Annotated in this window: 24 protein-coding genes; 3 read left to right on the top strand and 21 right to left on the bottom strand. The window is 29.1% G+C overall.

The features are described 5' to 3' along the window. Positions 1–21 precede the first annotated feature (21 nt). The 15 genes from KGF41_RS10155 to KGF41_RS10085 form a co-directional block, all read right to left on the bottom strand. The gene (locus tag KGF41_RS10155) at positions 22–747 is read right to left on the bottom strand and encodes a gamma-glutamyl-gamma-aminobutyrate hydrolase family protein (RefSeq protein ID WP_227827101.1); all 726 of its coding nucleotides are present in this window, start codon (positions 745–747) and stop codon (positions 22–24) included. Between the two features lie 35 nt (positions 748–782). Next, a complete protein-coding gene (locus KGF41_RS10150; RefSeq protein ID WP_227827100.1) occupies positions 783–1028 on the bottom strand; it encodes a TIGR03905 family TSCPD domain-containing protein in 246 nt (81 codons plus the stop codon). A gap of 230 nt (positions 1029–1258) precedes the next feature. Beyond that, entirely contained in the window at positions 1259–3259 is a 2001-nt protein-coding gene (locus tag KGF41_RS10145) for a sigma 54-interacting transcriptional regulator (RefSeq protein ID WP_227827099.1), read from the bottom strand. 30 nt (positions 3260–3289) lie between these two features. Next, positions 3290–5008: a diguanylate cyclase gene (locus KGF41_RS10140; RefSeq protein WP_227827098.1), complete on the bottom strand. Its 1719-nt coding sequence runs from the start codon at positions 5006–5008 to the stop codon at positions 3290–3292. A gap of 243 nt (positions 5009–5251) precedes the next feature. Further along, positions 5252–6490 carry a beta-ketoacyl-ACP synthase II gene (gene fabF, locus KGF41_RS10135; protein WP_227827097.1) on the bottom strand — a complete coding sequence of 413 codons (1239 nt, stop codon included), beginning with the start codon at positions 6488–6490 and terminating at the stop codon, positions 5252–5254. 28 nt (positions 6491–6518) lie between these two features. Further along, positions 6519–6743, bottom strand: coding sequence for an acyl carrier protein (gene acpP / locus KGF41_RS10130; protein WP_227827096.1), 225 nt, complete (start codon positions 6741–6743; stop codon positions 6519–6521). A gap of 76 nt (positions 6744–6819) precedes the next feature. Beyond that, the gene (gene fabG, locus KGF41_RS10125; RefSeq protein WP_227827095.1) at positions 6820–7569 is read right to left on the bottom strand and encodes a 3-oxoacyl-[acyl-carrier-protein] reductase; all 750 of its coding nucleotides are present in this window, start codon (positions 7567–7569) and stop codon (positions 6820–6822) included. Then, positions 7569–8519, bottom strand: coding sequence for an ACP S-malonyltransferase (gene fabD / locus KGF41_RS10120; protein ID WP_227827094.1), 951 nt, complete (start codon positions 8517–8519; stop codon positions 7569–7571). Before fabD ends, fabG begins: the two co-directional genes overlap by 1 nt. A gap of 15 nt (positions 8520–8534) precedes the next feature. After that, on the bottom strand, positions 8535–9464 hold the full coding sequence (gene fabK / locus KGF41_RS10115) for an enoyl-[acyl-carrier-protein] reductase FabK (RefSeq protein WP_227827093.1): 930 nt from the start codon (positions 9462–9464) through the stop codon (positions 8535–8537). A gap of 108 nt (positions 9465–9572) precedes the next feature. Further along, complete coding sequence (locus KGF41_RS10110) at positions 9573–10559, bottom strand: beta-ketoacyl-ACP synthase III (RefSeq protein WP_227827092.1); 987 nt, start codon at positions 10557–10559, stop codon at positions 9573–9575. Between the two features lie 25 nt (positions 10560–10584). After that, entirely contained in the window at positions 10585–11607 is a 1023-nt protein-coding gene (gene plsX / locus KGF41_RS10105) for a phosphate acyltransferase PlsX (RefSeq protein WP_227850143.1), read from the bottom strand. Positions 11608–11617: 10 nt separating this feature from the next. Beyond that, complete coding sequence (gene fapR / locus KGF41_RS10100; protein WP_227434100.1) at positions 11618–12175, bottom strand: transcription factor FapR; 558 nt, start codon at positions 12173–12175, stop codon at positions 11618–11620. 202 nt (positions 12176–12377) lie between these two features. Then, positions 12378–12554: a 50S ribosomal protein L32 gene (rpmF, locus tag KGF41_RS10095; RefSeq protein WP_003419113.1), complete on the bottom strand. Its 177-nt coding sequence runs from the start codon at positions 12552–12554 to the stop codon at positions 12378–12380. Between the two features lie 24 nt (positions 12555–12578). Continuing rightward, the gene (locus KGF41_RS10090; RefSeq protein WP_227482193.1) at positions 12579–13103 is read right to left on the bottom strand and encodes a YceD family protein; all 525 of its coding nucleotides are present in this window, start codon (positions 13101–13103) and stop codon (positions 12579–12581) included. 92 nt (positions 13104–13195) lie between these two features. After that, the gene (locus tag KGF41_RS10085) at positions 13196–14392 is read right to left on the bottom strand and encodes an acetate/propionate family kinase (protein WP_227827090.1); all 1197 of its coding nucleotides are present in this window, start codon (positions 14390–14392) and stop codon (positions 13196–13198) included. Positions 14393–14846: 454 nt separating this feature from the next. Between KGF41_RS10085 and KGF41_RS10080 the strand changes: the two genes are divergently transcribed. Further along, the gene (locus tag KGF41_RS10080) at positions 14847–16127 is read left to right on the top strand and encodes a nucleotidyltransferase (RefSeq protein WP_227856618.1); all 1281 of its coding nucleotides are present in this window, start codon (positions 14847–14849) and stop codon (positions 16125–16127) included. A gap of 304 nt (positions 16128–16431) precedes the next feature. Here the strand turns inward: KGF41_RS10080 and KGF41_RS10075 are convergent, their stop codons facing one another. The 5 genes from KGF41_RS10075 to KGF41_RS10055 form a co-directional block, all read right to left on the bottom strand. Continuing rightward, positions 16432–17823, bottom strand: coding sequence for an FAD-binding oxidoreductase (locus KGF41_RS10075; RefSeq protein WP_227841984.1), 1392 nt, complete (start codon positions 17821–17823; stop codon positions 16432–16434). A 10-nt stretch (positions 17824–17833) separates the two neighbouring features. Beyond that, positions 17834–19054: an FAD-binding protein gene (locus tag KGF41_RS10070; RefSeq protein ID WP_227856617.1), complete on the bottom strand. Its 1221-nt coding sequence runs from the start codon at positions 19052–19054 to the stop codon at positions 17834–17836. Positions 19055–19067: 13 nt separating this feature from the next. Further along, entirely contained in the window at positions 19068–19856 is a 789-nt protein-coding gene (locus KGF41_RS10065; protein ID WP_227827086.1) for an electron transfer flavoprotein subunit beta/FixA family protein, read from the bottom strand. Between the two features lie 16 nt (positions 19857–19872). Next, a complete protein-coding gene (gene larA, locus KGF41_RS10060; RefSeq protein WP_227827085.1) occupies positions 19873–21147 on the bottom strand; it encodes a nickel-dependent lactate racemase in 1275 nt (424 codons plus the stop codon). Between the two features lie 117 nt (positions 21148–21264). Continuing rightward, a complete protein-coding gene (locus KGF41_RS10055; protein ID WP_227841985.1) occupies positions 21265–21978 on the bottom strand; it encodes a FadR/GntR family transcriptional regulator in 714 nt (237 codons plus the stop codon). Between the two features lie 121 nt (positions 21979–22099). Here KGF41_RS10055 and KGF41_RS10050 point away from each other — a divergent pair, with 121 nt between their 5' ends. Further along, on the top strand, positions 22100–23359 hold the full coding sequence (locus tag KGF41_RS10050; protein WP_227839900.1) for a nucleoside recognition domain-containing protein: 1260 nt from the start codon (positions 22100–22102) through the stop codon (positions 23357–23359). Positions 23360–23627: 268 nt separating this feature from the next. Next, positions 23628–24194 (top strand): tyrosine-type recombinase/integrase, encoded by a 567-nt coding sequence (locus tag KGF41_RS10045; protein WP_227434090.1) that lies wholly within the window; start codon positions 23628–23630, stop codon positions 24192–24194. A gap of 130 nt (positions 24195–24324) precedes the next feature. Here the strand turns inward: KGF41_RS10045 and KGF41_RS10040 are convergent, their stop codons facing one another. Further along, positions 24325–25527 (bottom strand): homoserine dehydrogenase, encoded by a 1203-nt coding sequence (locus KGF41_RS10040; protein ID WP_227827081.1) that lies wholly within the window; start codon positions 25525–25527, stop codon positions 24325–24327. Between the last annotated feature and the right edge of the window lie 39 nt (positions 25528–25566).

The following is a 25566-nucleotide window of genomic DNA, read 5'->3' as shown; positions in this document are numbered from 1 at the left end:
GTTTAATCCCTCCAAGGTATATTATAAAGTTGAACAAATATTTACAAAATATTTAAACAAATTTTCCATTTTATTACAATAATCTACCATCATTTCTGGATGCCACTGTATTCCTACTACAAAATTTTCATCCTCTTTTTCAATAGCTTCTATTATACCATCTTTTGAGTATGCTATGGCTTTTAATCCTTTACCAAGTTGTTTAATACTTTGATGATGATAACTATTTGTAAGTAATTGTTTTCCTAAAATACCTTCTAAAATACTTCCTTCTTGAACATCTACCTTATGAGTAGCTACATGTCTTTTAGAAGATTGTGTATGTTTTATGTAACTTCCTTCAACAAGATTATTATCTTGATATAAAGTTCCACCTAGACTTACATTTAATATTTGTAGCCCTCTACATATACCTAGTATTGGCTTTTTAAGTTCTAAAGCTATACTTATAGCAATTAAATCAAATTCATCTACTTCAGGATATATAAATGTTGTTTCTTCTCTTGTTTCTTCACCATATAATTGAGGATTAACATCCCATCCTCCAGATATTAAAACTCCATCAACCATCTCAATCTGTCTCTTTATAACTTTTCTATCTGTATTTACTGGAATAATAACTGGGCTACCTCCTCCCTTTAATACTGCATTTATATAATCATTATTTACATAGGATCTTTCAAGCCCAGGAAACATTCCATTTTCCATTATTATCAGATTTCCTAAAATACCTATTATTGGTTTCATAATTAAACTCCTAACTAGTTGATTGTTTTATGTACTTATTTTTTATTTATATAACTCTCTAGTGCTAGAGAAAGTTGGTCTGGACAAGATGTTGGTTTTGTTTTGCACTCTATTCCTTTTAGTTTTTGAATTACATTTTCTATATTCATACCTTCAACTAATACTTTTAATCCTTTTAAATTTCCATCACATCCACCAACAAAATTTACATTTGTAACTTTGTCATCTTTTACCTCAAATTCAATTTCTGTAGCACAAGTCCCTGTTGTTTTGTATTTCATAATTAAACCTCCCAATTATTTTGTTGTCTTATCTCTATAATTAGCAATATATATGCCAAAATTTATACTTTACGTTTATTTATTATTTATCAAGTATTCACAATGGTTCCATCAAATATTTTTTTATTTCTGGCTATAAATACAAATTTTTTTGCAAATAAAAATAGGTAATGGGTTATTTACTTATAACCTATTACCTATCTAAACCTATTGTCTAAACCTATTTATATTTAATTTATATTGTTGTAAAACTTTATACCTTCTTGTGTTATTTGACTTCCACATCTTCCAGATTTAGATGATATGTATCCACACTCACTCAAATAAGACAATACTTTTCTTACTTTACTTTCAGATATTTCAATACCTTCCTCTGTAAGTTTTTCTATTATAAAACCTCTTCCAACTCCAGAAGTTAAATCTTTTCTTTCATATAGTATTCTAAGTATATATTCAAATTCTTTTTTTGTATAACTAACCCCGTCATCAAAACTACTAATATATTCGGTCTTTATATAGGGTGGAAGGTCATCTTTAAAAACCATACTCTCACACATTAAACTTACATAAGAAGCAACATTTTGTAACTCTCTTATATTTCCTGGCCAATTGTATTTTTCTAGAATAACCTCAACTTCAGGAGAAATTTTTATGTTCTTTTCCAAAAAGAAGTTCATAAGAGTTATTATATCTTCTTTTCTATCCCTTAATGATGGTATATCTATTGGTAGTACATTCAGCCTATAATACAAATCTTCTCTAAATTTACCTTCTCTAATCATTTTAGGTAAATTTTTATTTGTCGCAGCTATAATTCTAACATCTATATTTATAACATTATGAGAACCTATAGGCATAACTTGTTTTTCTTGAAGTACTCTAAGTAACTTTGTCTGCAATAATGGAGGCATATCTCCAATCTCATCTAAAAATATAGTTCCATTATTTGCAAGTTCAAATAAACCCTTTTTCCCTTCTCTTAATGCTCCTGTAAAAGAACCTTTTTCATAGCCGAATAACTGGCTTTCTAATAAGCTATCTGGAACTGCAGCACAATTAACTGCTATAAAGGGCTGATTACTTCTATTAGAATTATTATGAATTGATTGGGATAATAATTCTTTACCAGTTCCACTTTCTCCTATTATTAAAACAGAGAGATCTGATTTAGATATTTTTTTAGCTAACTCTATACACTTTGTCATCTTTTTATTCTTAGTTTTTATATCTTTAAATGTGTACTTTGCTATTTGCCCTTGCTCTCTTAATTTATTAGTAAGATTTTGTTCTAATTTTTTTATATATGTTATCTCTTGTAAATTGTAGTATATACCAGCTTTATTACCCATAGAAAATATATTTTTTTTATTTACATTTATATATTTCTTATTTGTAAATACAACTTCATCGATAATCTCTTTATCTTCAAGTAGAATCTGCAAATCTTTAGAGATAATATCTCTTATGTTTTTTCCTCGTATATTTCTGTCTATACCTAAAATTTTTAACACTTCTTTATTAAATGTATTTACAACACCATCTATTGAAGTAAATATTATTCCATCCTTTGACAAATTCAATATAACATCTTGTTCTTCTATTTTTAGAAATAATTGTCTATAATTGTCTTTGACACCATTATCTAAACTTATTAGACGTTCAGAATATGCCATCAGATTTTTCCTTATTTCCTTGACATCAATTTTAAGACCATTTATTATTTCTATAAAAGTAGATATATCAATGCACCTATTTCCTAAATCAATTACCTTATTTATATAATTTGGTACTTTTTGGGTTACTCCAGGCGTTATGGCTATATCTATATTTTCATAAGTTTGGCCTTCAATATATGGAGTAAGCTTTAAATTTTTTACTCCTATCTTATAAAATAGACTTATTGTCTCTAGTGTAGTTTCTTTTGTATCATTTACAACTAACACTTCTGTTCCATATGGTATTGAAAACAATCCATATATTTCTTTTTCTTTAAAAGTTCTTCTCACAACTATAATTTTACTATCTTGTACTAAATGCTTTCTCATGCTATTTAATCTATCATCATTCATTACTAAAACAAAATCGCCTTGTATTTTATCATCATCTTTCAAATTTTCTAAATAATAGTGATTTATATCAAGATAGTTTCCTAAAACCAATCGTATATTTTCTTCCAAGAAAGATGATAATTTAGTTATCTTATCAGTTACTATAGCTATTGATTGTTTCATATTTATACCTCATATCTATATAATATACAATTATTTGTACACTACTTTATTTCTTCCAAGCTGTTTTGCTTTATATAGATTTTTATCTGCTTCTTCTAATATATTTTTGCTGTCAGAGATATGGGATATACCTGCACTTATAGTTACAGTTACCTCTTCACTCCATTTTTTATTTGCAATTGCATTTCTTATATTGTCAATTATATCAAACACTTCTTCTCCAGACTTATCTCTTATTAATACAGAAAACTCTTCTCCACCATATCTAAATACTTTATCTTCTTGCTCGAGCATAACACAAATAGTATTTACTATACCCTTTATGACAACATCTCCAAATTTATGTCCATAATTATCATTTATAAGTTTAAAATTATCTATATCTATCATTACAAGTGCAAAGTTATCATCTTTTTCTTTGTATTTATTATACATAATATCAAAACTTTTCCTATTATAAACATTTGTAAGTCCATCATGTAAATTTTGTGCTTTAAAGTATTTCAGTCTAGTATATAAAAAAGTAGAACCTAATGTAATAATTAAAATTACACTAAATAATATTTTATAAGATTTAATTTCTTTTTTATTTTTTTCAAAAAACTCACTTTCACGTGATACCTTGTCAATTATATAAAAGCTAATTTCTGAATCTCTTATACTTTTGTTCTCCTTATACTCATTTATTAATATCTTCTGATACTTATTTACAGAGTTTACATTCCCTTGTTTCTCATATATATTTAATATTTCATTTAAAGTTTTTATTTTCTCTTGAGTTAACTTTCTTTTAGTAGATATCTCTAGACTTTTTTTATAATTATCTATTGCAGAATCATAATTTTTACTTTTATATTCCAAATTTCCCATTGCCATATAATAATACATATCTTTATCTAATATGTGAACTGATTTATCATATTTTATAAGATAATTAGCTCTTTCTAAAAGAGTCTTTGCCTTTGATATATCATTTTTTCCTACATATGCATTTGCCTGCATTATAGAAGCCATTATTTCAAAATCATTGTAATCATCTATGTTTACAAACTTCTTATAGTCTTTTACATTGCTACATGTCTCAATAGCTTTATCATATTCTCCCAACTCTACATATATTTCTGCTAAATTTATAAGAGCATATAATCTAACCATTCCATTTTTTTCATCTTCATCAACATCTATCTTAAAAGAATCCTTTATTAATTTTTCTGCTGTTTCATATCCACCTACCTTTAAAAGTATGCTCGCCAAATCAACATCTAGTCTTGCTTTTTCATAATTATCCCCTAATTTCTCAGCCAATTTTATAGACTTTACAGTTAAGTCTACTGCTCTAGAATAATTATTATCCATTATGTACACTGATGCTAGTCTTTTTTCTATACTAAATCTACATTCATCGGATAACTTTACATCTGATGTTCTCATCTTTTCTAACGAATCAATAACTATCTTCGTTCCATCTGGCACATATGAAATAGTCTTTAACATATCCCACACTTCATTATATACTTTATTGTATTTTTTTTCTGGGATAGATTCAAAAGAAGTTTTGACCACTTTCTTTGCTTCATCATACTTCTTATCCGACACAAGACTTTCAGACATATATTTTCCCTTATTTATAATTTCTCTTTCTTTAAGTCCATTTTGGTCATATCCTATAAACAAAATAATACTAATAAGTATTATAGCTATAAAAATTATCTTTTTGGGTAACCTTTTTTTTGGTAGTCTAAAATTCAAAATTTTAGCCCTCCTTCTGTGTATTGTAGAATAAAAACTTGCATGTATATAACCTCTCAATAATTTATGATACAATATATCAAAATGATTTACAACATGTGCTAGAATTAAATTTTAATAAAAAAGTTCCCTAAATTAGAATAAATGTCTAATTTAGGGAACTTTTAATTTAGTTAATATAAACTTATAAAGTTAAAAACAAGTGCTTGTTTTTTAATTCTATTTTCAATATTTGTGATTTATTTATACATATTTTTTTAGTACAATTGTAGCATTATGTCCACCAAAACCTAAAGAATTTGATAGTGCATATCTAATATCTTTTTCTTTACCTTTATTTGGAACATAATCTAAATCTAAATCTTCGCCAACTTCTTGTATATTTATAGTTGGAGGTACAAAATTATCTTCTATACTCATTGCACAAACAACTGCTTCTATTGCACCTGATGCTCCTAATAAATGACCAGTCATAGATTTTGTTGATGATACACATAAATTATATGCATTTTCTCCAAATACAGTTTTTATAGCCATAGTTTCATATAGGTCATTATAATAAGTTGAAGTTCCATGAGCATTTATATAATCGACTTCTTCTAGTGGAACATTTCCATCTTTTAAAGCCCTATTCATGGACCTAGCTGCTCCTTCTCCATTTTCAGCTGGAGTTGTCATATGATATGCATCAGCAGTTAAACCATATCCTACTACTTCTGCATATATTTTTGCACCCCTTGCTAAAGCATGTTCTAAGTCCTCTAATATAACAATACCTGCTCCTTCTCCCATTACAAATCCATCTCTGTCCTTATCAAATGGGCGTGATGCAGTTTTAGGGTCATCATTTCTAGTTGACATAGCCTTCATATTACAGAATCCAGCAAATGCAAGCCCTGTTACAGCAGCTTCAGAGCCTCCTGCTACCATAATATCTGCATCTCCTCTTTGTATAACCTTAAAGGCATCACCTATTGAATGAGTTCCTGATGCACAAGCTGTACATACATTAGTATTAGGTCCTTTTGCTCCTAAAAATATTGAAACTTGACCAGCTGCCATGTTTCCTATCATCATAGGTACAAATAGTGAACTTACCCTTTTATTTCCTTTTTCCAAAAGAATTTTATGCTGAGTTTCTATTGCTTCAACTCCACCTATACCAGAACCTATTATAACTCCTACACGTTCTCTATCAACTTTATCTAAATCAAGATTTGCATCTTCAACTGCTAATTTTGCAGAAACTATTGCAAATTGAGCAAATTTATCTAATCTCTTTAATTCTTTTTTGCTTATATATTCCTCTGGATGAAAATTTTTAACTTCTCCTGCTATTTGAGTTTGATATGTGCTAGCATCAAAATTAGTTATTTTATCTATACCAGATACTCCAGATTTTATATTGTTCCAGAACTCTTCTTTTCCTGTTCCCAATGGTGTAACACATCCAAGTCCTGTTATTACTACTCTTTTATTCATCTGATACCTCCACTTTTTTAAAGCTCGACTATTTATTAGCTTCTATATAGTTAACTATGTCCCCTATAGATTTGAAGTTTTCTGCTTCTGTATCTGGTATTTCTATACCAAATTCATCTTCAAGTGCCATTATTATTTCTACTGCATCTAATGAATCTGCTTCTAAATCTTTCATTAATGATGTTTCCATAGTTATTTCTTTATCCTCTACTCCTAATTGTTCTATTATTATTGCTACAACTTTATTAAACATTGTGTTCCTCCTAAGATTTTTTATTTTAATTTTTATTTTAAATAGATTTCTCTACTTTTTAAAGTATTATTTTTTATTATTGCATTACCATTCCGCCATCTACATTTAACACTTGTCCTGTTATATAACTTGACATATCACTAACTAAAAATGCTACAGCATTGGCTACATCTTCTGGTTTACCATAAGATTTTTTTGGTATATTTAATAGTGTTGATTCTTTTACATCATCACTTAGTACTTTAGTCATATCTGTTTCTATGAATCCTGGTGCTACTGCATTTATATTTATATTTCTTGATGCTACTTCTCTTGCAGAAGATTTTGTAAATCCTATAACACCAGCTTTTGATGCACAGTAATTAGTTTGACCTGCATTTCCCATGATTCCAACTACTGAAGTCATATTTATTATTCTACCATATTTCTTTTTCATCATAGGTTTAATAACTGCTTTTGTACAATTAAATACACCTTTTAAATTTATATCTATGACTCTATCAAAATCTTCTTCTTTCATTCTCATAAGTAATGCATCTTTAGTTATACCTGCATTATTAACCAATATATCAATTTTTCCAAACTCTTTTATGACAGAGTCCATCATTTGATTTACTTCATCAGATTTAGATACATCACATTTTATAGAAGTACATTTTACACCCATACCTTCTATTTCACTTTTAGTTTTTAGGGCTTCATCCTCTTTAGAAGTATAATTGATTACTAAATCAGCCCCAAGAGATGCTAGTTTCTTTGCTATCTCTTTCCCTATACCTCTAGAGCCACCAGTAACAATTGCTACTTGTCCTGTAAGATTTATCATTATATCTCTCCATTTCCATAATCTTGTACAAATTCATTTAAAGAATCTATACCATCTATATTGTAAATATTCACACTTGCTTTTTTATTAGATGCTATCTTTTTAATAAATGCTTTTAAAGTTTTTCCTGGTCCCATTTCTATAAAAGTATCATAACCATCATTTAATAATCTTTCTATAGAATCTTCCCAAAGTACAGAAGAGCTTACTTGTTTTATAAGCAAGTCTTTACCTTCATTTTCATAGTAATCTGCATTTACATTTGCTACTACATCAACTTTAGGCTTAGTTATATTAACTTTGTCTAATTCACTAGCTAGTTTTAATCCAGCTTCTCTTAGCATTGATGAGTGGAAAGGTCCACTTACATTTAATTTAACAGCTCTTTTTGCTCCTGCTTCTTTACATTTTACCATTGCTTCTTCTATCTTTTCATTTTCACCAGATATAACTATCTGACCAGGAGAATTGTAATTTGCTACTTCTACAATCCCTCCTTGTATATCTTTTACAACATTGCCTAATATTTCTCTATCTAAACCTAAAATAGCTGCCATAGCTCCAACCCCTGTTGGCACTGTTTCCTGCATAAATTTACCTCTTTTTTTAACTAGGCATACAGCATCTTTAAAATCAATTGCATCTGCTGCAACTAGTGCGCTATATTCTCCTAAAGATAAACCTAAACATGCATCATACTTTAAATCTATTTTTGATTGTATTGCTTTTAGTACAGCTACACTATGTGTAACCATAGCTGGTTGAGTATTTTCAGTTTTAGAAAGTTCTTCTTCACTACCCTCAAACATAAGTTTTTTTAAATCTATATTTAAGGCACTACAAGCCTCATCTATTACATTTTTAGCAACCTCGTTATTTTCATATAAATCCTTAGCCATCCCTACATATTGGGCTCCTTGACCAGGAAATACTAGTGCAACTTTTCCCATCATGCTCCTCCTGATTTACAGTTCTATGCCTGGCATAATCTCTTTTGCTTGATTTACCATAGTTTCTATAATTTCTTTACAAGGTGTTATTTTTTTTACCATAGCAGCACTTTGACCTGCCATAAATGAACCTTTTTCTATATCTCCATCTACTGTTGCAAACCTTAAAGCACCTGTACCTTTTTTGTCTAATTCTTCAGGAGTAGCTCCATTTTGTTCCATCTTTAAGAATTCTTTCGATAATTTATTTTTTAATGTTCTTACTGGATGACCTGTACTTCTTCCTGTAACAATTGCATCTCTATCTTTTGCTTTTAATACTAATTCTTTATAGTTTAAATGTACAGCACACTCTTCACTACAAATAAATCTAGTTCCTACTTGAACTGCATTAGCACCTAGTGCAAATGAAGCAACAATACCTCTACCATCTACAATACCACCTGCTGCTATTACAGGTATATTAACAGCATCAGCAACTTGTGGAACTAAAACCATAGTAGTAAGTTCTCCTATGTGTCCTCCACCTTCTGTACCTTCAGCTATTACTGCTGTAGCTCCTAACTTTTCCATTCTCTGTGCTAAAGCTATTGTTGGTACTACAGGTATAACTTTTGTTCCAGCTTCTTTTAATCTGTCCATATACTTTGCAGGATTTCCAGCACCAGTAGTAATAACTTGAACCTTTTCTTCTATAATTAAATCTATTATATCATCTACAAATGGTGACATAAGCATTACATTTACACCAAAAGGTTTATCTGTTAATTCTTTACATTTAACAATCTCTTCCTTTATAGCTTCTTTTGGTGCATTTCCTGCTGCTATTATTCCAAGTCCACCTGCATTAGATACAGCACTTGCTAATGATGCAGTAGCTACCCATGCCATTCCCCCTTGGATAACTGGGTATTTTATATTTAACAGTTTGCAAATTTTATTCATATCATTCTCCTTCACTTAAAATCATAAAAGTAAACTTTTTATTGTAAATTAACTTTAATTTTTAGATAAAGCTAATTTTGTTAATTAAAGAATTTCAGATGTTTTATACTATAAAGTCCACTTAACGACTGAAGCTCCCCAAGTTAGACCTCCACCAAAGCCAACTAAAACTACATTATCGCCTTTTTTGATTTTTCCTTCTTTATATGCTTCATCTAACGCAACAGGTATAGATGCAGCAGACATATTTCCATACTTATTTATATTTACATAAACCTTATTCATATCAATCCCTAATCTCTTAGAAGAGGCTTGTATTATTCTTATATTAGCTTGATGTGGTATTAGATAGTCTATATCAGTTGTATTTAAATTTGCTTTTTCAAGAGCTGTTAAAGATGTTTCTGCCATCTTTCTAACTGCAAACTTAAATACATCGCTACCTGCCATCTCTATTGTATGTAGATTAGATTCTACAGTATCTTTACTTGCTCTAAGTCTTGAACCTCCAGCAGGTATCTTTAAACAGTCTTTTCCCCTACCATCAGAACCCATATGTGTAGATAGGATTCCACCTTCACTTACAGGCCCAATAACAGCTGCTCCAGCACCATCTCCAAATAGTACTGCTGTTGACCTATCATTGTAGTTTAGAAACTTCGAGCAAGTTTCTGCTCCTATTACAAGTACATTTTTATAACAACCAGTTTCCACAAATTGCTTTGCAATAGTTACTCCATATACAAATCCAGAACAAGCTGCTGATATATCAAATGCAGTAGCATTCACTGCTCCTATTGCTTCTTGTACTATACATGCAGTTGAAGGCAAAGACATATCAGGAGTAATTGTTGCCAAAATAATCAACTCTATGTCCTCTACATTTAACTTTGCACACTCTATAGCTTTTAAAGCAGCCTTAGATGCTAAGTCAGAAGTTGCCTCATTATCTTCTACAAACCTTCTTTCCTTAATACCAGTTCTAGTGCTTATCCACTCATCTGATGTATCCATTATTTTTTCGAAGTGAAAATTATCATATGATTTCTCAGGTAGATAACTTCCCACACCTAATATTCCAGCCTTTGTATTCATTATATATTAAACCTCCAAAACGAGTTTATTCATTTTCGTTATTTTTATTTTCTTCATTATATTTACTTATAAATTGATTGATATCCTCAACAACTTTTCCTTTTGTAAATTTTATCCCTTGATTTATAGCATTTTTTATAGCTTTAGCATCAGAGCTACCATGAGCCTTTATAACTCCTCCATTTAATCCTAAAAGTGGAGCTCCACCATACTCAGAATAATCTATAAAACTCTTTAATTTCTTTAAATCATCTTTTATAAGTAATGCTCCTATTTTGCTTTTTGTACTAGCCATAAAAGTTTCCTTTATAAGACTCATAACTGAAAGAGCTACCCCTTCAGCAGATTTAAGTAATATATTACCCGTAAATCCATCACAAATAATTATATCTGTATATGCATTTATAACCTCTCTAGCTTCTACATTTCCTATAAAATTTAAATCTAATTTTTTAATTTCTTCATATGATTTTTTAACTAAATCATTGCCTTTACCTTCTTCTAGTCCAACATTTGCTAGTGCCACTTTAGGATTTTCAAGTCCCAACACTTTTCTTGAGTAAATATTACTCATAGCTGCAAATTCAACTAGATTCTTAGATTTACAATCTGCATTCGCACCGCAGTCTGCTATAAGTGTCATTCCTCGCTTTACATTTGGTATTGCTGAGCATAAGCAAGGTCTATCAATTCCTTTTATTCTACCGACTACAAATAATCCACCAGCAAGTAAAGCTCCTGTGTTTCCAGCTGATATTATAGCATCTGCCTTACCTTCTTTTACGAGGTTTAATGCTACTACCATAGATGAATCTTTTTTGCTTCTTATGGCCTTAACTGGTTTATCTTCATTTTCTATAATCTCAGTAGTATGAACTATTTCTAGTTTATTTCTATCAAATTCATAATTTGAAAATTCCTTTTCTAATAAATCTTTATATCCTGTGATTATTAAATCTACTTGATATTCTTTTATAGCATTTACTGCGCCTTCTACATTAGATTTTGGTGCATTATCTCCACCCATTCCATCTATTACTATTTTCATGATTTTCCTCCTAATCTAACTCTTCAAAGATAAACTTCCCTCTAAATATTTGCTCTTGGGCTTTATTATTGATAACAACTTTTACATAATGCTTTTTGTCTATATTTCTATACACTTCTGCTTTTGCTATAAGTCTGTCTTGTTGTTCTATCAACTTAAAACATTTTACATTTGCAACTCTCATAATAACTTTAGGTGCATCTATTATAGCCATTGCTAATGAATCTGCTAGAGAAAATATATACGTATCTTTCAAAGTATTAGTTTTAGAGTAAATCATGTCCTCTGTAACTTCTAACATAGATATACCTAATTGCCCTACAGATAAATCAATGATTTCGCCTGTAATTTCCTTTACTCCTAAAGTCTTTACTTTTGAACTCTGAGTTTCTGCTATTGATTTGACTCTTTCTCTTAGCTCTGGTATGTTTAGACTCATTCTATCTAATCTTATTGTCTGTATACTCACATTAAACAAACTTGATAATTCTTCATCAGTATAAAAAGGATCAGTCTTTAGCATATCTATAAGCTCTTGTTGTCTTTGGGCTTTACTCTTCTTTTTCATGTTCCCTCCAAATTTTATAGCTGTAATTAGTACCAGCTACTAATAGTAGTATATAGTAACACACAAAAATTTTCAATACTTATATTATTATTTTTCTAATTTTTAATATGCATAAAATCCATTTATTTCTCTAGTAAATCATCTTTTTTTATATGTACAAAAAAAACATGTAGAGTATACTCTACATGTTCTTTAGAAGCTATTACTTAGATACAACTTCTTTACCTTTATAATATCCACAGTCTGGACACACTCTATGTGGTAATTTTGGCTCATGACATTGTGGGCAACTTACAAATCCTGTTGCTTCCATCTTTGAGTTAGCTGCTCTTCTCATTTTTGTGTTTGATTTAGACGTTTTACGCTTTGGTACTGCCATTTACGCCACCTCCTTAGTCAAAATTTAATTAAATAAATCTTTTAATTTAGCAAAACGAGGATCTATGTATTCCTCATCGTTTGTAATTTCACTGCAAGAACATTCTCCTTCATTTAAGTTTGCTCCGCATCCTTGACAAAGACCTTTACAGTTTTCACTACAAAGAACTTTATGAGGCACATTAAAATCTAATGTCTGTTCTATTATATCAATAAGGTCGATTTCTTCACCATCGAATATAAAAGGATCAAATTCCTCAAATTCATCTTCATCATAATCTTCTTCTTTTACTAAAAAACCTTGTATAGAATACTCTAATGGTATTTCTACTTCTTTAAGACATCTTGAACAATTGTCAACAATTGTAAAATTGACATCTATATCTAGATATAAACCTTTATTAGTCTTTGATACTTTACCTTTTAAATTTACAGGTGATACTAATTTGTAAATCTCATCACAATAACTAATAGTATCAATTTTTTCACAAAAATTCAAGTCTATTTTGTCAGTTTCTTTTCTATTTATTTTTTCTATGCTAACTTTCATTAAGTTCACCTCAACATATCACCAAATTTATTATACAAATCTAGCATTTGTTTGTCAAGTATTTTTACTTGATAGGCATAAGTTTAATTAAATTATTTTACTAATCTTAATGTATCTCTAGCTATCATTAATTCTTCGTTAGTTGGTATTAAAAGCATTTTTACTTTAGAGTCATCAGTAGATATTACTGTTTCTTTTCCTCTAACATCATTAGCTTCCTTATCTAATTTCATTCCTAAGAATTCCATATTAGAAGCTATCTCTGCTCTTATAGCTTTTCCATTTTCACCTACACCAGCAGTAAATACTACAACATCTAATCCATTCATTTCAGCAGCATAAGCACCTATATACTTTTGTACTTTTTTAACATAAGCTTCTAATGTTGCTTGAGCTCTTTCATCTCCATTTTTAGCTGCATCTTCTATATCTCTGAAATCACTAGAAATTCCAGTCATTCCATATACTCCAGATTCTTTGTTCATTAATTTATCTAATCCATCAGCATCTAAACCTTCTTTTCTCATTAAGAAAGGTAATATAGCAGGGTCTATATCTCCACATCTAGTTCCCATTATTAATCCTTCTAATGGAGTGAATCCCATAGATGTATCTATACATCTTCCACCATCAACAGCAGCTATAGAAGCACCATTTCCTAAGTGACAAGTTACTATTTTTAAGTCTTTTATATCTTTTCCTAATATCTCTGCTGCTTTTTGAGATACATAGTTATGAGAAGTTCCATGGAATCCATATCTTCTTACTCCATATTTAGTATATAATTCATGAGGTAAACCATATAAGTATGAAGATTTAGGCATTGTTTGATGGAAAGCAGTATCAAATACTCCTACCATTGGTACATCTGGAAGTATAGCTTTACAAGCATCAATTCCCATTATGTTTGCTGGATTATGAAGTGGAGCTAAATCTATACATTCTTTTAAAGCTTCTTCTACTTCTGGAGTTATTACTACTGAAGTTGCAAATTTTTCTCCAGCATGAACAACTCTATGCCCTACTGCATCTATTTCTTTCATTTCTTTAACTGCACCAAATTCTGGATGAGCAACAGCTTCTAACACTAATGCTATTGCATCTTTATGGTCTTTCATTGGTTGTTCAACAATGTATTTATCATCTTTTCCTGCTTTTTCATGTTTAAGTATAGAACCTTCTATTCCTATTCTTTCAACTAATCCTATACATAAAACTTCTTCATTACTCATATCTATTAATTGATATTTTAATGAAGAACTCCCACAGTTTAATACTAATATTTTCATTATTATTTCCTCCTTAGATTTTTATAAATAATATGTAATCAGTTTTGATTCATAATAAGTGTCTAAAACCCTATATTTTGTTATTTTGTCATAGATATATTATTGTATACATTAAACGATTTTCATAAATAATATATCACCTTTTAATATAAAAGTATATACTTTTTTTTATATTATATCATATTTCTATTGTGGTAAATTGTGTGTTCTAATAACAATTTATTAACAAATTAACTTAATGTAGATTATTCTTTCCCATTTGCTATAATAATATAATATAAAGGCTTAATAAAGTTATTTTAATAACACTTAACTGATTTCTTGTTATGTAGTATTTCTACATTTTAACAAATTTTTTTATGTTTTTTAGCTAGATAATTAAAAATTTAAATTTTATATATATTATAATAAATTACAATGTATATAAAATAAACAAAGATAAAAGGAGCATTTTATGAATATACTTGGATTAATAGTTGAATATAACCCATTTCATAATGGACATATCTATCATTTATCTAAATCTATAGAAAAAACAAATGCAACACATACAGTGGCAATCATGAGTGGAAACTTTCTTCAAAGAGGTGAACCAGCTTTATTTGATAAATATACTAGAGCAAAAATTGCTGTCGAAAATGGTGTAGACTTAGTTATAGAATTACCAACTATGTTTGCTTGCCAAAGTGCTGAAATTTTTTCTCATGGTGCCATAACAATTTTAAATTCTCTAAATTGTATAAGTTCTGTATGTTTTGGTAGTGAAGAGGGAAACACAGATATTCTTTACAGTATTGCAGAGATTTTAGCAAATGAGCCAAAGGAATTTAAATTGCTTTTAAAAAAATATTTAGATGATGGTATGTTATTTCCAGCGGCTAGAGCTAATTCACTTTTTGATTATATACACCAATATGAAAACAACAACTTAGCTCAAAAAACTACAAAAGAACAATTATTAAAAATATTAAATTCATCAAATAATATACTTGGTATAGAATATATAAAAAATCTTATCAATTTAAACAGTAATATAAAGCCAGTTACTATTTCCAGAGTTCAGTCAGAATACAACTCTAAAGAAATTGATAATAGTATTTGCTCTGCTACTGCTATAAGAACTTCACTTAAAGAAAATTGCAATATCTCTCAATTAAAAAGAGTTATTCCAGAAAAAACTTATAATATATTAAATGAAAAAATAGATAGTAAATTTTTTCCTATGTTTGATGAATTATTTTTTGATACTTTAAAAACAATAGTACTTAGAGACATATCCAATTTAAAGGATTATTTTGAAGTAAATGAAGGTATAGAAAATAAAATTTACAAAGACATTTTTGCATCTAACTCTTTATACGAATTACAATTATCAATTAAATCTAAGAGATATACTTTAACTAAAATCAAGAGAACTTTAAATAATATATTGTTAGGCATAAGAAAAAGCGATATTCACCTTGTAAAAGATATAGACACTGTTCCTTATATAAGAATACTTGCTTTCAATGACAAAGGTAGAGAAATTCTAAAAGAGATAAAAAATAAATCTAACATAGAAATAATAAATAAATTTTCAAATATATCATTTTCATTAGATGATGCGATTTTTAAAACACTTATAAGTTATGACATAAAATCTACAAATATATACAACTCAGTATATTACAAAAATAATAAAGATTTAATAAAAGGTCCTATGGACTTTTACACTCATCCAATCTATGTAAAATAAGTTTTTTAAATAGCTTTATCAATTTTAAATAACCTCATCAAATTAATAAGATGTATTTCTAATTAAAAATATTTTTTATGGATAAAATATGCTTCACATGTGCATTCATATTTTTAGGATGGTAACATCAACTTAACTTAAATAACATTTCATATTTCTAAAGTTAAGTAAACATTGCCATCCTAAAATCTTTATAAATAATATTAATATTTACAAGTAATATTAACATTAAAAAGTAAATTTAAGTTATTAAATTTAAATCTGTTTTTTATAACTTTTATATTAAAAAATAACATTTATATATTTAATATATCTTTCCTGGATTCAAAATATTTTTAGGGTCAAAAGCTACTTTTATATTTTTAATTAACATCATATAGGCATCTGAGTTTGATTCATGTAAATACTCTTTTTTTGCATATCCTATACCATGTTCACCTGAGACTTGACCATTAAGTTCTCTAGATTTTTTATACATACAGTCAAAAGTTTCTTTTAATCTTGATTTCCAAGTATGTTCATCCATACCATCTTTTAATATATATATGTGTAGATTTCCATCACCTGCATGACCAAAACTTTTTATTCTTATTTTTAACTCATCTTGAAGCTCATGAGTATATCTTATAAACTCTGCTACCCTGTCTCTTGGTACAACGACATCGCATTCATCCATTTCTGTTGTAGATGCCTTTATAGCTTCTAAGAAAGCCCCTCTGGCTGACCAGATGGAATCATTTCTTTCTTGTGTATCTGATATAAATACATCTAATGCTCCATTTTCTAAACACAGATTAGCGACTTTTTCATATTCTTTTTCTATATCTTCAATACTATTTCCATCAAACGTAAGTAAAAGATAAGCATCTGATGTATTATCTGGAAACTTTTTACCTAAAAATTCTTCCGCAGCCAATATTACGTCTCTTTCCATAAATTCTATGGCTGTTGGTATTGATTTTGATTTTATTATTTTAGGAACAGTCTCTATTGCCATTGATAAATTTGGAAAAGGTATAAGTAAACTTACACTTTTCTTTGGTAAAGGAAGTAATTTTAATATCGCCTTTGTAACTATTCCTAGAGTTCCTTCTGAACCTATTAATAAATCTTTTATGCTATATCCAGAACTATTTTTAACTACTTTTCCCCCTATATTTATAACTTCTCCATTTGGTAATACTACTTCAAGACCTCTAACATAATCTCTTGTAACACCATATTTTACTGCTCTCATTCCACCTGCATTAGTATTTATATTACCTGCTATTGTAGCACTCTTCTCACCTGGGTCAGGTGGATAAAATAAATCTCTCTCTTGAACATATTGACCTATTGTCATAAGCAAAACTCCTGGTTCTACTGTCAATGTTAGATTTTCATAATCAACCTCAAGTATTTTATTCATTTTACATAGATTAATCATTATTCCACCATTTATGGCAACAGCAGCTCCTACAAGACCAGTTCCTTGTCCTCTTGGCGTAACTGGTATATTGTTTTCATATGCATATTTCATTATTTTAGATACTTGCTCAGTTTCAAGCACATTTACTAAAACTTCAGGGTATTTTTCTATTCCTCCAAGTTCATCATGTGAAAAATCTTCATTTATATCACTTCCAACTACTACATTTTCATCTCCACAAATATCTATTAAAAAATTTATATCTTTTTTATCAATTGATTTATACATTTCTATCCCCCTATTCAGCTGCTGATGCCACATATATTTGCTTATCATCTTTTTTATTTTCTATTTTTTTAATCAATTTAGGAATAATATCATAAATATCTCCTATTAAAGCTAAGTGTGCTACATCAAGTATAGGTGCCTTATCATCTTTATTTATAGCTACTATATAATCAGCTCCTTGCATTCCTGCAACAAATTGAACAGCTCCAGATACACCACAAGTTATTATTAATTTAGGCTTGACAGTTCTACCACTAAGACCTATTTGTTTTTTAGCATCTATCCAACCTGCTTCTATAATCGGTCTTGTTCCTGCTACTTGAGCATTTAACTTGTCAGCTAATTTATATATCATATCCATATCTTCCTGTTTCTTTATTGCTCTACTTGCAACTACTATTACTTCTGCTTCTTCAAGACCAACTTCTTTATTTTTTTCCTTTACACTCAGTACTTTAATCTTAGATTTTAGCTCTTTTTTTTCTATTTCACATAAAGTCATTTTTCCTGTTGCATTTTCTACCTTTTCTGGAGCTGAAAATATTTTATATCTTACAGTGGCAAATTGAGGTCTATTATTAGGTGTATTTATGTGAGCCATTATATTTCCACCAAATGCTGGTCTTATTTGGTCTAAATCAGTGTTTGATTGCACATCAAGTATTGTACAATCTGCTGTAAGCCCTGTTTTAAATCTAGCAGCAAGCCTTGGAGCTAATGACCTACCTAATGTAGTTCCACCAACCAACATTATTGTTGGTTTTATTTTATTTATAAAATTTTCTATTGCTTTTGCATATGGTTCTATCCTAAACTCTTTAAATTCATCTTCATCATATACAAATACTTCATCAATACCATAAGAGATAAGATTCTTACATTTATCTTTTATACCTTTTCCTACAAATACACAATATACAGGTTGCTTTATTTTTGATGCCATTTCACAAGCTTTCCCTATAAGTTCATATGTTACAGGATGTATATTCCCATTATGATGTTCTACATATACTGCCACTCCTTTCCATTCATCCTTATTTATTTTTGCTTTATCACTCTCTATAAATTCAAATGCACCTTTGGGTCCACTTTTGACACACAATTTGCACATCTTACAGCCAGCACTTATTTCTACCTTACCTGATTTTTCTTCTATAGCACCAAAAGGACAAATTTCTAGTACTCTTTTCAAATCAGTTATTTTATCTTGATTTACAACTATTTTTGACATTTCTTCTTCCCCCTTAGACTAATTTTAATTCCTCTAATTTATTTATAAGTGCAGTACTTAACTCTTCTGCATTTCCCCTCATAATATTTTTATCTGTATTTGGCTTAGGAGGAAATATTCTTACAACTTGAGTAGGAGAACCATTTAATCCATAATTATTTTCGTCCTTGTCTTCAAAATCTTCTAGACTGTACACAGGTATTTTTCTTTCTCTAGTCTCTAGCTTTAACTTAAATGAAGGCAATCTTGGTTGAAAAATATCTTTTTCTACTGTTATCAAACATGGATACTCAATTTCACATACTTGTAAATCATTTGGCATATCTATTTCAACAACTATGCTTTTCTCTTTGATTTCAATCAATTTTGTAACATTAGTTACATGAGGTATATCTAAAAACTCAGCTACTTCAGGTCCAACCTGTGCTGTATCACCATCAGTAGTTTGTTTTCCACAAATTATTAAGTCTACTCTACCCATTTTTCTAATGCCTTGCGATATAGTGTAAGAAGTTGCCAATACATCTGCTCCTCCAAATCTTCTATCGCTTATTAAAGCTCCTTCATCTGCCCCCATCATAAAACTCTCTTCTATTACCTTCTTTGCTTGTGGAGGACCCATAGTAAGTACTTTTAGATTCGCTTTTGTGTCTTTTTTTATTCTAAGTGCTGTTTCTAAAGCATATAAATCATAAGGATTCATTTTTGAATCTACTCCATCTCTCTTTAGTACACCTGTGGATTCATCAACCTCTACTGCGGTTGTTCCAGGTACTTGTTTAATACATGTCAAAATTTCCATAAACTACACCCCTTTTTTATTTAACTATCACTGATACTCCATCAGGTATAACTGTAACTTTACTATCTTCACCGACTATATTAGTAGCCATATCTAAAGCATCCTTAAAATTAAATGCATGTTTCATATGCATTTTCTTTATCATTTCAGGACTACACTTATCTGTTACCATTATTACAGTATACTTAGATAGTATTCTTGCTAATATCTGAAATTCCCATTGGTCTGGAATTGTATCACATCTGCCAACACTCCTAATTTTTTCTAAAAGTTGTTTTGGAGAATCTGCGTTTGCTACATTTTCATAAAAGGATTGACCTCCATGACCATCATTACATGCTGCAATCATTATTATTACTCCACCTTCTTTACATGTAGCCTCTGCTGCTGTCATACCTTTAACTGCTTGATAAATATTTTGGTCTAATGGGTATCCACCATTTGTACTCACTACAATATCTGACTTTATGGAATTTACTTTTGAAAGCTCTGTTACAAATTCACAACCTTTGGTATGTGCTTTTTCGACATCACCAGCAAATGATGCTATTACTTTTTTCTCTTTATCTATTACAACATTCAATATAAATGCTAGTTTAGCAACCTTAGCTGCATATACCATATCTTCATGAATAGGATTATTTTTTAATTTTCCAGTTCTCGAATTGTCACTATCTATAAAATCACTACAATGGTTATACATTATAGTTTTTGCAGAGGCTATTCCTGGGAGTACACTTTTTCTTCCTCCTGAGAAACCTGCAAAAAAATGCGGTTCTATAAAACCTTCCGCGATTAAAAGTTCTGCCTCATATGCAAGTTTATTTATATATAAATCCCCACCTGAAGGTAATACACCCACCTTGCACATAGCTTCATCATCAGTAGATATATGCATGATTATTTCTTCATTATCTACAATTTCTTCTCCCATCTTATAAACTAATTCTTCTCTTGTACTTGGCCTATGAAAACCAGTTGCTACTATAATCTTCACATCAATTTTAGGATTAGCTTTCCTGATTCTTCTTAAAAGAATTGGCATAGTTACTTTACTTGGAACAGGTCTCGTATGGTCACTCGTAATTATAACTACATTCTTTTTTCCTTTAACTAACTCTTCCAATAATAAAGAGCCTATTGGATTATTCATGGATTCTTCAACTATTTCTTCTTGCGCCTTATGTTTTACATAATTATCCAACTTTGATTCCAAGACACCAAGAAAACGTTTGTTAGGTATTTCTAAAATCATTCCTTGCTTTGAATAAGGTACTTTTAACTTTACCATTTTTAATCTCCCATTATAATAAACTATAAAATTGGTATGTGGTCATACCAGTTTTATAGTTATATAATAGTACCATTATCTTCTATTTACAAGAATAATTTATTTTATAACAAACTTTTAATTTTCATTTTTTCTATAGTTTTTGCTTATAAATCTCATATGCTCTTTCGCTTTTTCATGTGCAAGTTCCATATTATTTTCTATAACTGCATTATATATAGCTTCATGTTGCTTAAGTAAGATAGTTTCATTTAAAGGTTCTGCAATTATCTTCTCTCTTGCATCTTCTATAAATCCATCAAACAATTTTGATGCTGTTATAAAAAGACTTTGAATTAAATAATTTTTACTTATTGTAGCCAATTTGCTGTGAAATTTTTGATCTAATAAAACCAAAATTTGATTATTATCTTTTTTCTTGGTTTCTATTCTCATTTCATCTATTATACTTTTTAATTCTATAGATTCAGAAGAAGTTATTCTCTTTGAAGCAAGTTTTGCAATCTCAATTTCTAAAATTATTCTAAGCTCTAGTATGTCTTCAAGTGTACCATTATTCAGTTTAAAAATCATAGATAGAGGCTCTATTAAAGTTTTGTCTATATTTGTGCATATAAAATTACCCTCACCTTGTCTGCTTTCTATCACACCCATAGTTTCTAAAACTCTGATAGCTTCTCTAATGGAGGTTCTACTTACATTCATTTGTTCAGACAATTCTCTTTCAGACAGTAGTTTATCACCCTTTTTTAACTCTCCATTTAATATCTTATGTTGAATTTGCTCAATTACTTGTTCATAAACTTTTTTACTAGCTATACTATTAAACATTTTTTCCTCCCATGTAGTAGTCGTTGTTATATATATCTATTATATATCTTAAGCCATTACATTCATATATTTTTGTTACTTTTAATATAATATCTTATAACTCAAATTTACAGGTGATATTATGAAAAAAAATAAAATTATTGGTTTTTTCGCTCCTGCTATCATAGTTGGAGTTCTAGTTTTAGGCATTATCTTATACCCAAATGAAGCTATAAAATCTGCAAGAGAGGGTTTTTCCATATGGTCTAATGTTCTAGTCCCATCACTACTCCCTTTTATAATTGGTGCAAACCTAATTGTCGATTTAAAAATAGTAGATATTATAGGGTTTATTATTAATCCCATAACTAGACTTGTGTTTAATGTATCAGGAAAAAGTGCTTTAGCTTTTGCAATATCAGCAGTATCTGGTTATCCAGTGGGAGCAAGTCTAGCTTCTGAATTTAGAAGCAATAAACAGATTTCTAAGTATGAAGCCCAAAGACTTGTATCTTTTTGTTCTACATCAGGACCTTTATTTATAATAGGCTCAGTTGGTACAGGTATGTTTCAAAATTCAAATTTAGGTTACTTGATGATTTTATGTCATTACTTGGGAACTATATTGGTTGGTCTTTTTTTTAGAAATTATGGAAATGAAAATCTTCCAAAGACAAAATTAGATTTAAAAACAAACATAAAAAACACAATTAATATTAGAAGTTCTAGTGGTAATGGGTTTTTTGTTCTATTTGGAAATGCTGTCTTTAATGGAGTAAATACATTACTTACAGTTGGTGGATTTGTAATTGTTTTTTCGGTAGTGTTTAAAATACTATCACTATTTAATGTAATCTCATTAATAGCATCAGTTATATATTTACCTCTTTCACTTTTAGGTGTCAACAAGGAACTCTGTCAAGCATTTGTAAGTGGTCTATTTGAAATCACAATTGGTTGTAATAAGGTATCTAGTATAACAAGTGCCCCAGAAATCCTCAGAGCATCTTTAGCTAGTTTTCTGATAGGATTTAGTGGATTATCTATACTAGCTCAATGTTGTACATTTTTATCAAAAACAGATATAGACTTAAAATTATACATACTAAGTAAGTTTGCACATGGACTTTTAGCAGGTTTATTTATTTTTATACTTTATCCTATTGCAAACTCTACTGTATTAGTTTCTAGCTTTGCTGATACATATAATATCATATATAATAATCTAATTTGGTTCTATTATATTAGCTATTATGACACGATTCTTCAAATTATAATAATAATTTACTTAATTTCAGCTTTATTTGTTGCTAAAAAACACATGAGAAATTTATCTACAAGCGGAAAATTGATTAGATATAAAAATACTTTTTTTATAAAAAACTTATTTCGAAAAAAATAAAATGTATAAAAATTAACTAAACGCTTCCATTTTCTAATTATATTTGTCATAATCTTAATAACCTTTTTAATTACTTTATCATCATAGTTACTTCATCACAATTTTGATAATTTTTTATAACAATATTTTTCAAAAATTCTCCTTAATCACATATAGCACACTTATATAAACTAATTGGTATATTTTTCCAATATATAATATTTCATTTATATTATATAATAAATACCGACCTAAACTTATCAAATCAAACTAAGAGGAGTGGTTGAAAATGGCAACAAGACCTATAGAAATAGACGAATATAAAAAGATAATGGAACTACTACATACGGGCTTTATTTATAGTGAAAATGGCGTTGAAAAAAGATTTAGAAAGAATCCTAAGGTTGCATTAGCACTAATGTTAGAAGCTAATTTAGGTCTAAGAATATCAGATATTTTAAGATTAAAAATAGGTAATTTTAAAGGTAATATGTTGGAAATAAACGAAAAAAAAACGGGTAAACTACAGTATAGACCTGTTAACAAAAATATAATTGAATCTATAAATGAACATGCAAGAAAGTATAATCTTAAATCAGATGACTACTTAGTAAATATAAAGACAAAAGCTATCCAGAAACAATTGAGGATAATTTGTAAATACTTAAATTTGTATAACATAAGCACACATAGCTTCAGAAAGCTCTATGCTACTACTCAATTTGAAAAGAGTAACAATAACTTAGAATTAGTTAAAGAACTCTTAAACCATAGTTCTGTAGCCACTACACAGCGATATATAAGGGTAACCCAGCAAGCTATTAACGAGGCTAGTGAAAATTTTTTTATTGAATAAGTAAAATGTTATAATCTATCTATTTTTCTATTATCTTATTAAGTCACCAGATGTTAAAAAGGTGAAGAAAAACAAAATAAACGTTTGTTTTTCTTCACCTTTAAATTTTTACAATCATTACATAGATGTTTTAATCTACTTTTAATAGTTTTTTAACTGACTTACTATAGTCATTTCTTTTTACATCTTCTAAGAACCTGTCAATTTCATGCTCTGATTTTGCATTTACAAAAATAGCAAGCTCCTCTTCATCTATAATATTATAGCTATCTACATACTTATCTAAACATTTTAAAATGCCCTCTCTATTATATTCACTAAATCTGACTACCGCACTACATTCATCTTCTATAAGACCACTCAAATCCAATTTACCTTTTGAAAAAGACTTTATATTTGAACTCCTATTATCTATTATATCTATGATATCAGCATAAACAGCACTTCCTGTTGCACCTCTTCCAGCACCCTTACCTACAAAAGAAAGTTCTCCTACTGAGTCTCCCACTATAATTACTACATTAAATTCATTATCTATTTTAGACAGCATATTATCATTATCCACCAATGCTGGTCTAACAAATCCACTTACTTCACCCAATTCATATTTACTTCTAGCAACTAATTTTATCTTACAATTTAATTTCTTAGCATATTCTATATCCTTTTCATCTATTGAAGTTATTCCTTCTAATAATAAATCTTTCCAATATACTATTTTCCCATAAGATAAAGTAGATAATATAGATAATTTTCTAGCACTATCATATCCTAAAACATCTGCATCTGGATTAACTTCTGCAAAGCCTAGCTCTTGTGCTTGTTTTAAAGCTACATCATATGGTAAATTTTCATCATACATCTTTGATAATATAAAGTTGCATGTTCCATTTAAAATAGCATTTATACTTTTTATACTATTACCTTCTAATGATTCTATTAATGGCTTTAAAACTGGAATACCACCTGCTACTGATGCTTCAAATTTAATGCTAACATCATTTAAGTTAGCCAGCTCTATAAGGTCACTACCTCTTTCAGCTAATAAATCTTTATTTGCTGTTACTACATGTATTTTTTTATTTAGAGCTCTTGTTACATAATCAAGAGCTGGATTTAGTCCTCCAATTACTTCGACTAATATATCAATATCTTTGTTAAATATATCTTCTATATCTGTTGTTACCTTATCAAAATATCTCTTTGATTTATGCTTCTCTTTATTTTTAACTAAAATTCCAACTATTTCTATTTCTCTTTTTGAAGTATTATTCTCTATTAAATCTATTAATCCACTTCCTACTGTTCCATACCCTAATATTCCTATCTTCACTGTTACATACCCCCATCATCTTTGATTATATTAATTTAT

The sequence above is a fragment of the Clostridioides sp. ZZV14-6150 genome, assembly GCF_020657875.1.
Classification (GTDB): Bacteria; Bacillota; Clostridia; order Peptostreptococcales; family Peptostreptococcaceae; genus Clostridioides.
The sequence above is the reverse complement of the archived record's forward strand: the minus strand, read 5'-3'. Positions and strand labels throughout refer to the sequence as shown.

Coding starts and splice junctions, on each gene's coding strand:
- KGF41_RS10155 (WP_227827101.1), bottom strand. CDS start 747: ATGAAACCAATAATAGGTATTTTAGGAAATCTGATAATAATGGAAAAT.
- KGF41_RS10080 (WP_227856618.1), top strand. CDS start 14,847: ATGAATATACTTGGATTAATAGTTGAATATAACCCATTTCATAATGGA.
- larA (WP_227827085.1), bottom strand. CDS start 21,147: ATGGTAAAGTTAAAAGTACCTTATTCAAAGCAAGGAATGATTTTAGAA.
- KGF41_RS10085 (WP_227827090.1), bottom strand. CDS start 14,392: ATGAAAATATTAGTATTAAACTGTGGGAGTTCTTCATTAAAATATCAA.
- KGF41_RS10145 (WP_227827099.1), bottom strand. CDS start 3,259: ATGAAACAATCAATAGCTATAGTAACTGATAAGATAACTAAATTATCA.
- rpmF (WP_003419113.1), bottom strand. CDS start 12,554: ATGGCAGTACCAAAGCGTAAAACGTCTAAATCAAACACAAAAATGAGA.
- KGF41_RS10055 (WP_227841985.1), bottom strand. CDS start 21,978: ATGTTTAATAGTATAGCTAGTAAAAAAGTTTATGAACAAGTAATTGAG.
- fabG (WP_227827095.1), bottom strand. CDS start 7,569: ATGATAAATCTTACAGGACAAGTAGCAATTGTTACTGGTGGCTCTAGA.
- acpP (WP_227827096.1), bottom strand. CDS start 6,743: ATGTTTAATAAAGTTGTAGCAATAATAATAGAACAATTAGGAGTAGAG.
- KGF41_RS10065 (WP_227827086.1), bottom strand. CDS start 19,856: ATGGAAATTTTGACATGTATTAAACAAGTACCTGGAACAACCGCAGTA.
- KGF41_RS10050 (WP_227839900.1), top strand. CDS start 22,100: ATGAAAAAAAATAAAATTATTGGTTTTTTCGCTCCTGCTATCATAGTT.
- fabD (WP_227827094.1), bottom strand. CDS start 8,519: ATGGGAAAAGTTGCACTAGTATTTCCTGGTCAAGGAGCCCAATATGTA.
- KGF41_RS10090 (WP_227482193.1), bottom strand. CDS start 13,103: ATGAAAGTTAGCATAGAAAAAATAAATAGAAAAGAAACTGACAAAATA.
- KGF41_RS10045 (WP_227434090.1), top strand. CDS start 23,628: ATGGCAACAAGACCTATAGAAATAGACGAATATAAAAAGATAATGGAA.
- fapR (WP_227434100.1), bottom strand. CDS start 12,175: ATGAAAAAGAAGAGTAAAGCCCAAAGACAACAAGAGCTTATAGATATG.
- KGF41_RS10110 (WP_227827092.1), bottom strand. CDS start 10,559: ATGAATACAAAGGCTGGAATATTAGGTGTGGGAAGTTATCTACCTGAG.
- KGF41_RS10150 (WP_227827100.1), bottom strand. CDS start 1,028: ATGAAATACAAAACAACAGGGACTTGTGCTACAGAAATTGAATTTGAG.
- KGF41_RS10075 (WP_227841984.1), bottom strand. CDS start 17,823: ATGTATAAATCAATTGATAAAAAAGATATAAATTTTTTAATAGATATT.
- plsX (WP_227850143.1), bottom strand. CDS start 11,607: ATGAAAATAGTAATAGATGGAATGGGTGGAGATAATGCACCAAAATCT.
- fabF (WP_227827097.1), bottom strand. CDS start 6,490: ATGAATAAAAGAGTAGTAATAACAGGACTTGGATGTGTTACACCATTG.
- KGF41_RS10070 (WP_227856617.1), bottom strand. CDS start 19,054: ATGTCAAAAATAGTTGTAAATCAAGATAAAATAACTGATTTGAAAAGA.
- fabK (WP_227827093.1), bottom strand. CDS start 9,464: ATGAATAAAATTTGCAAACTGTTAAATATAAAATACCCAGTTATCCAA.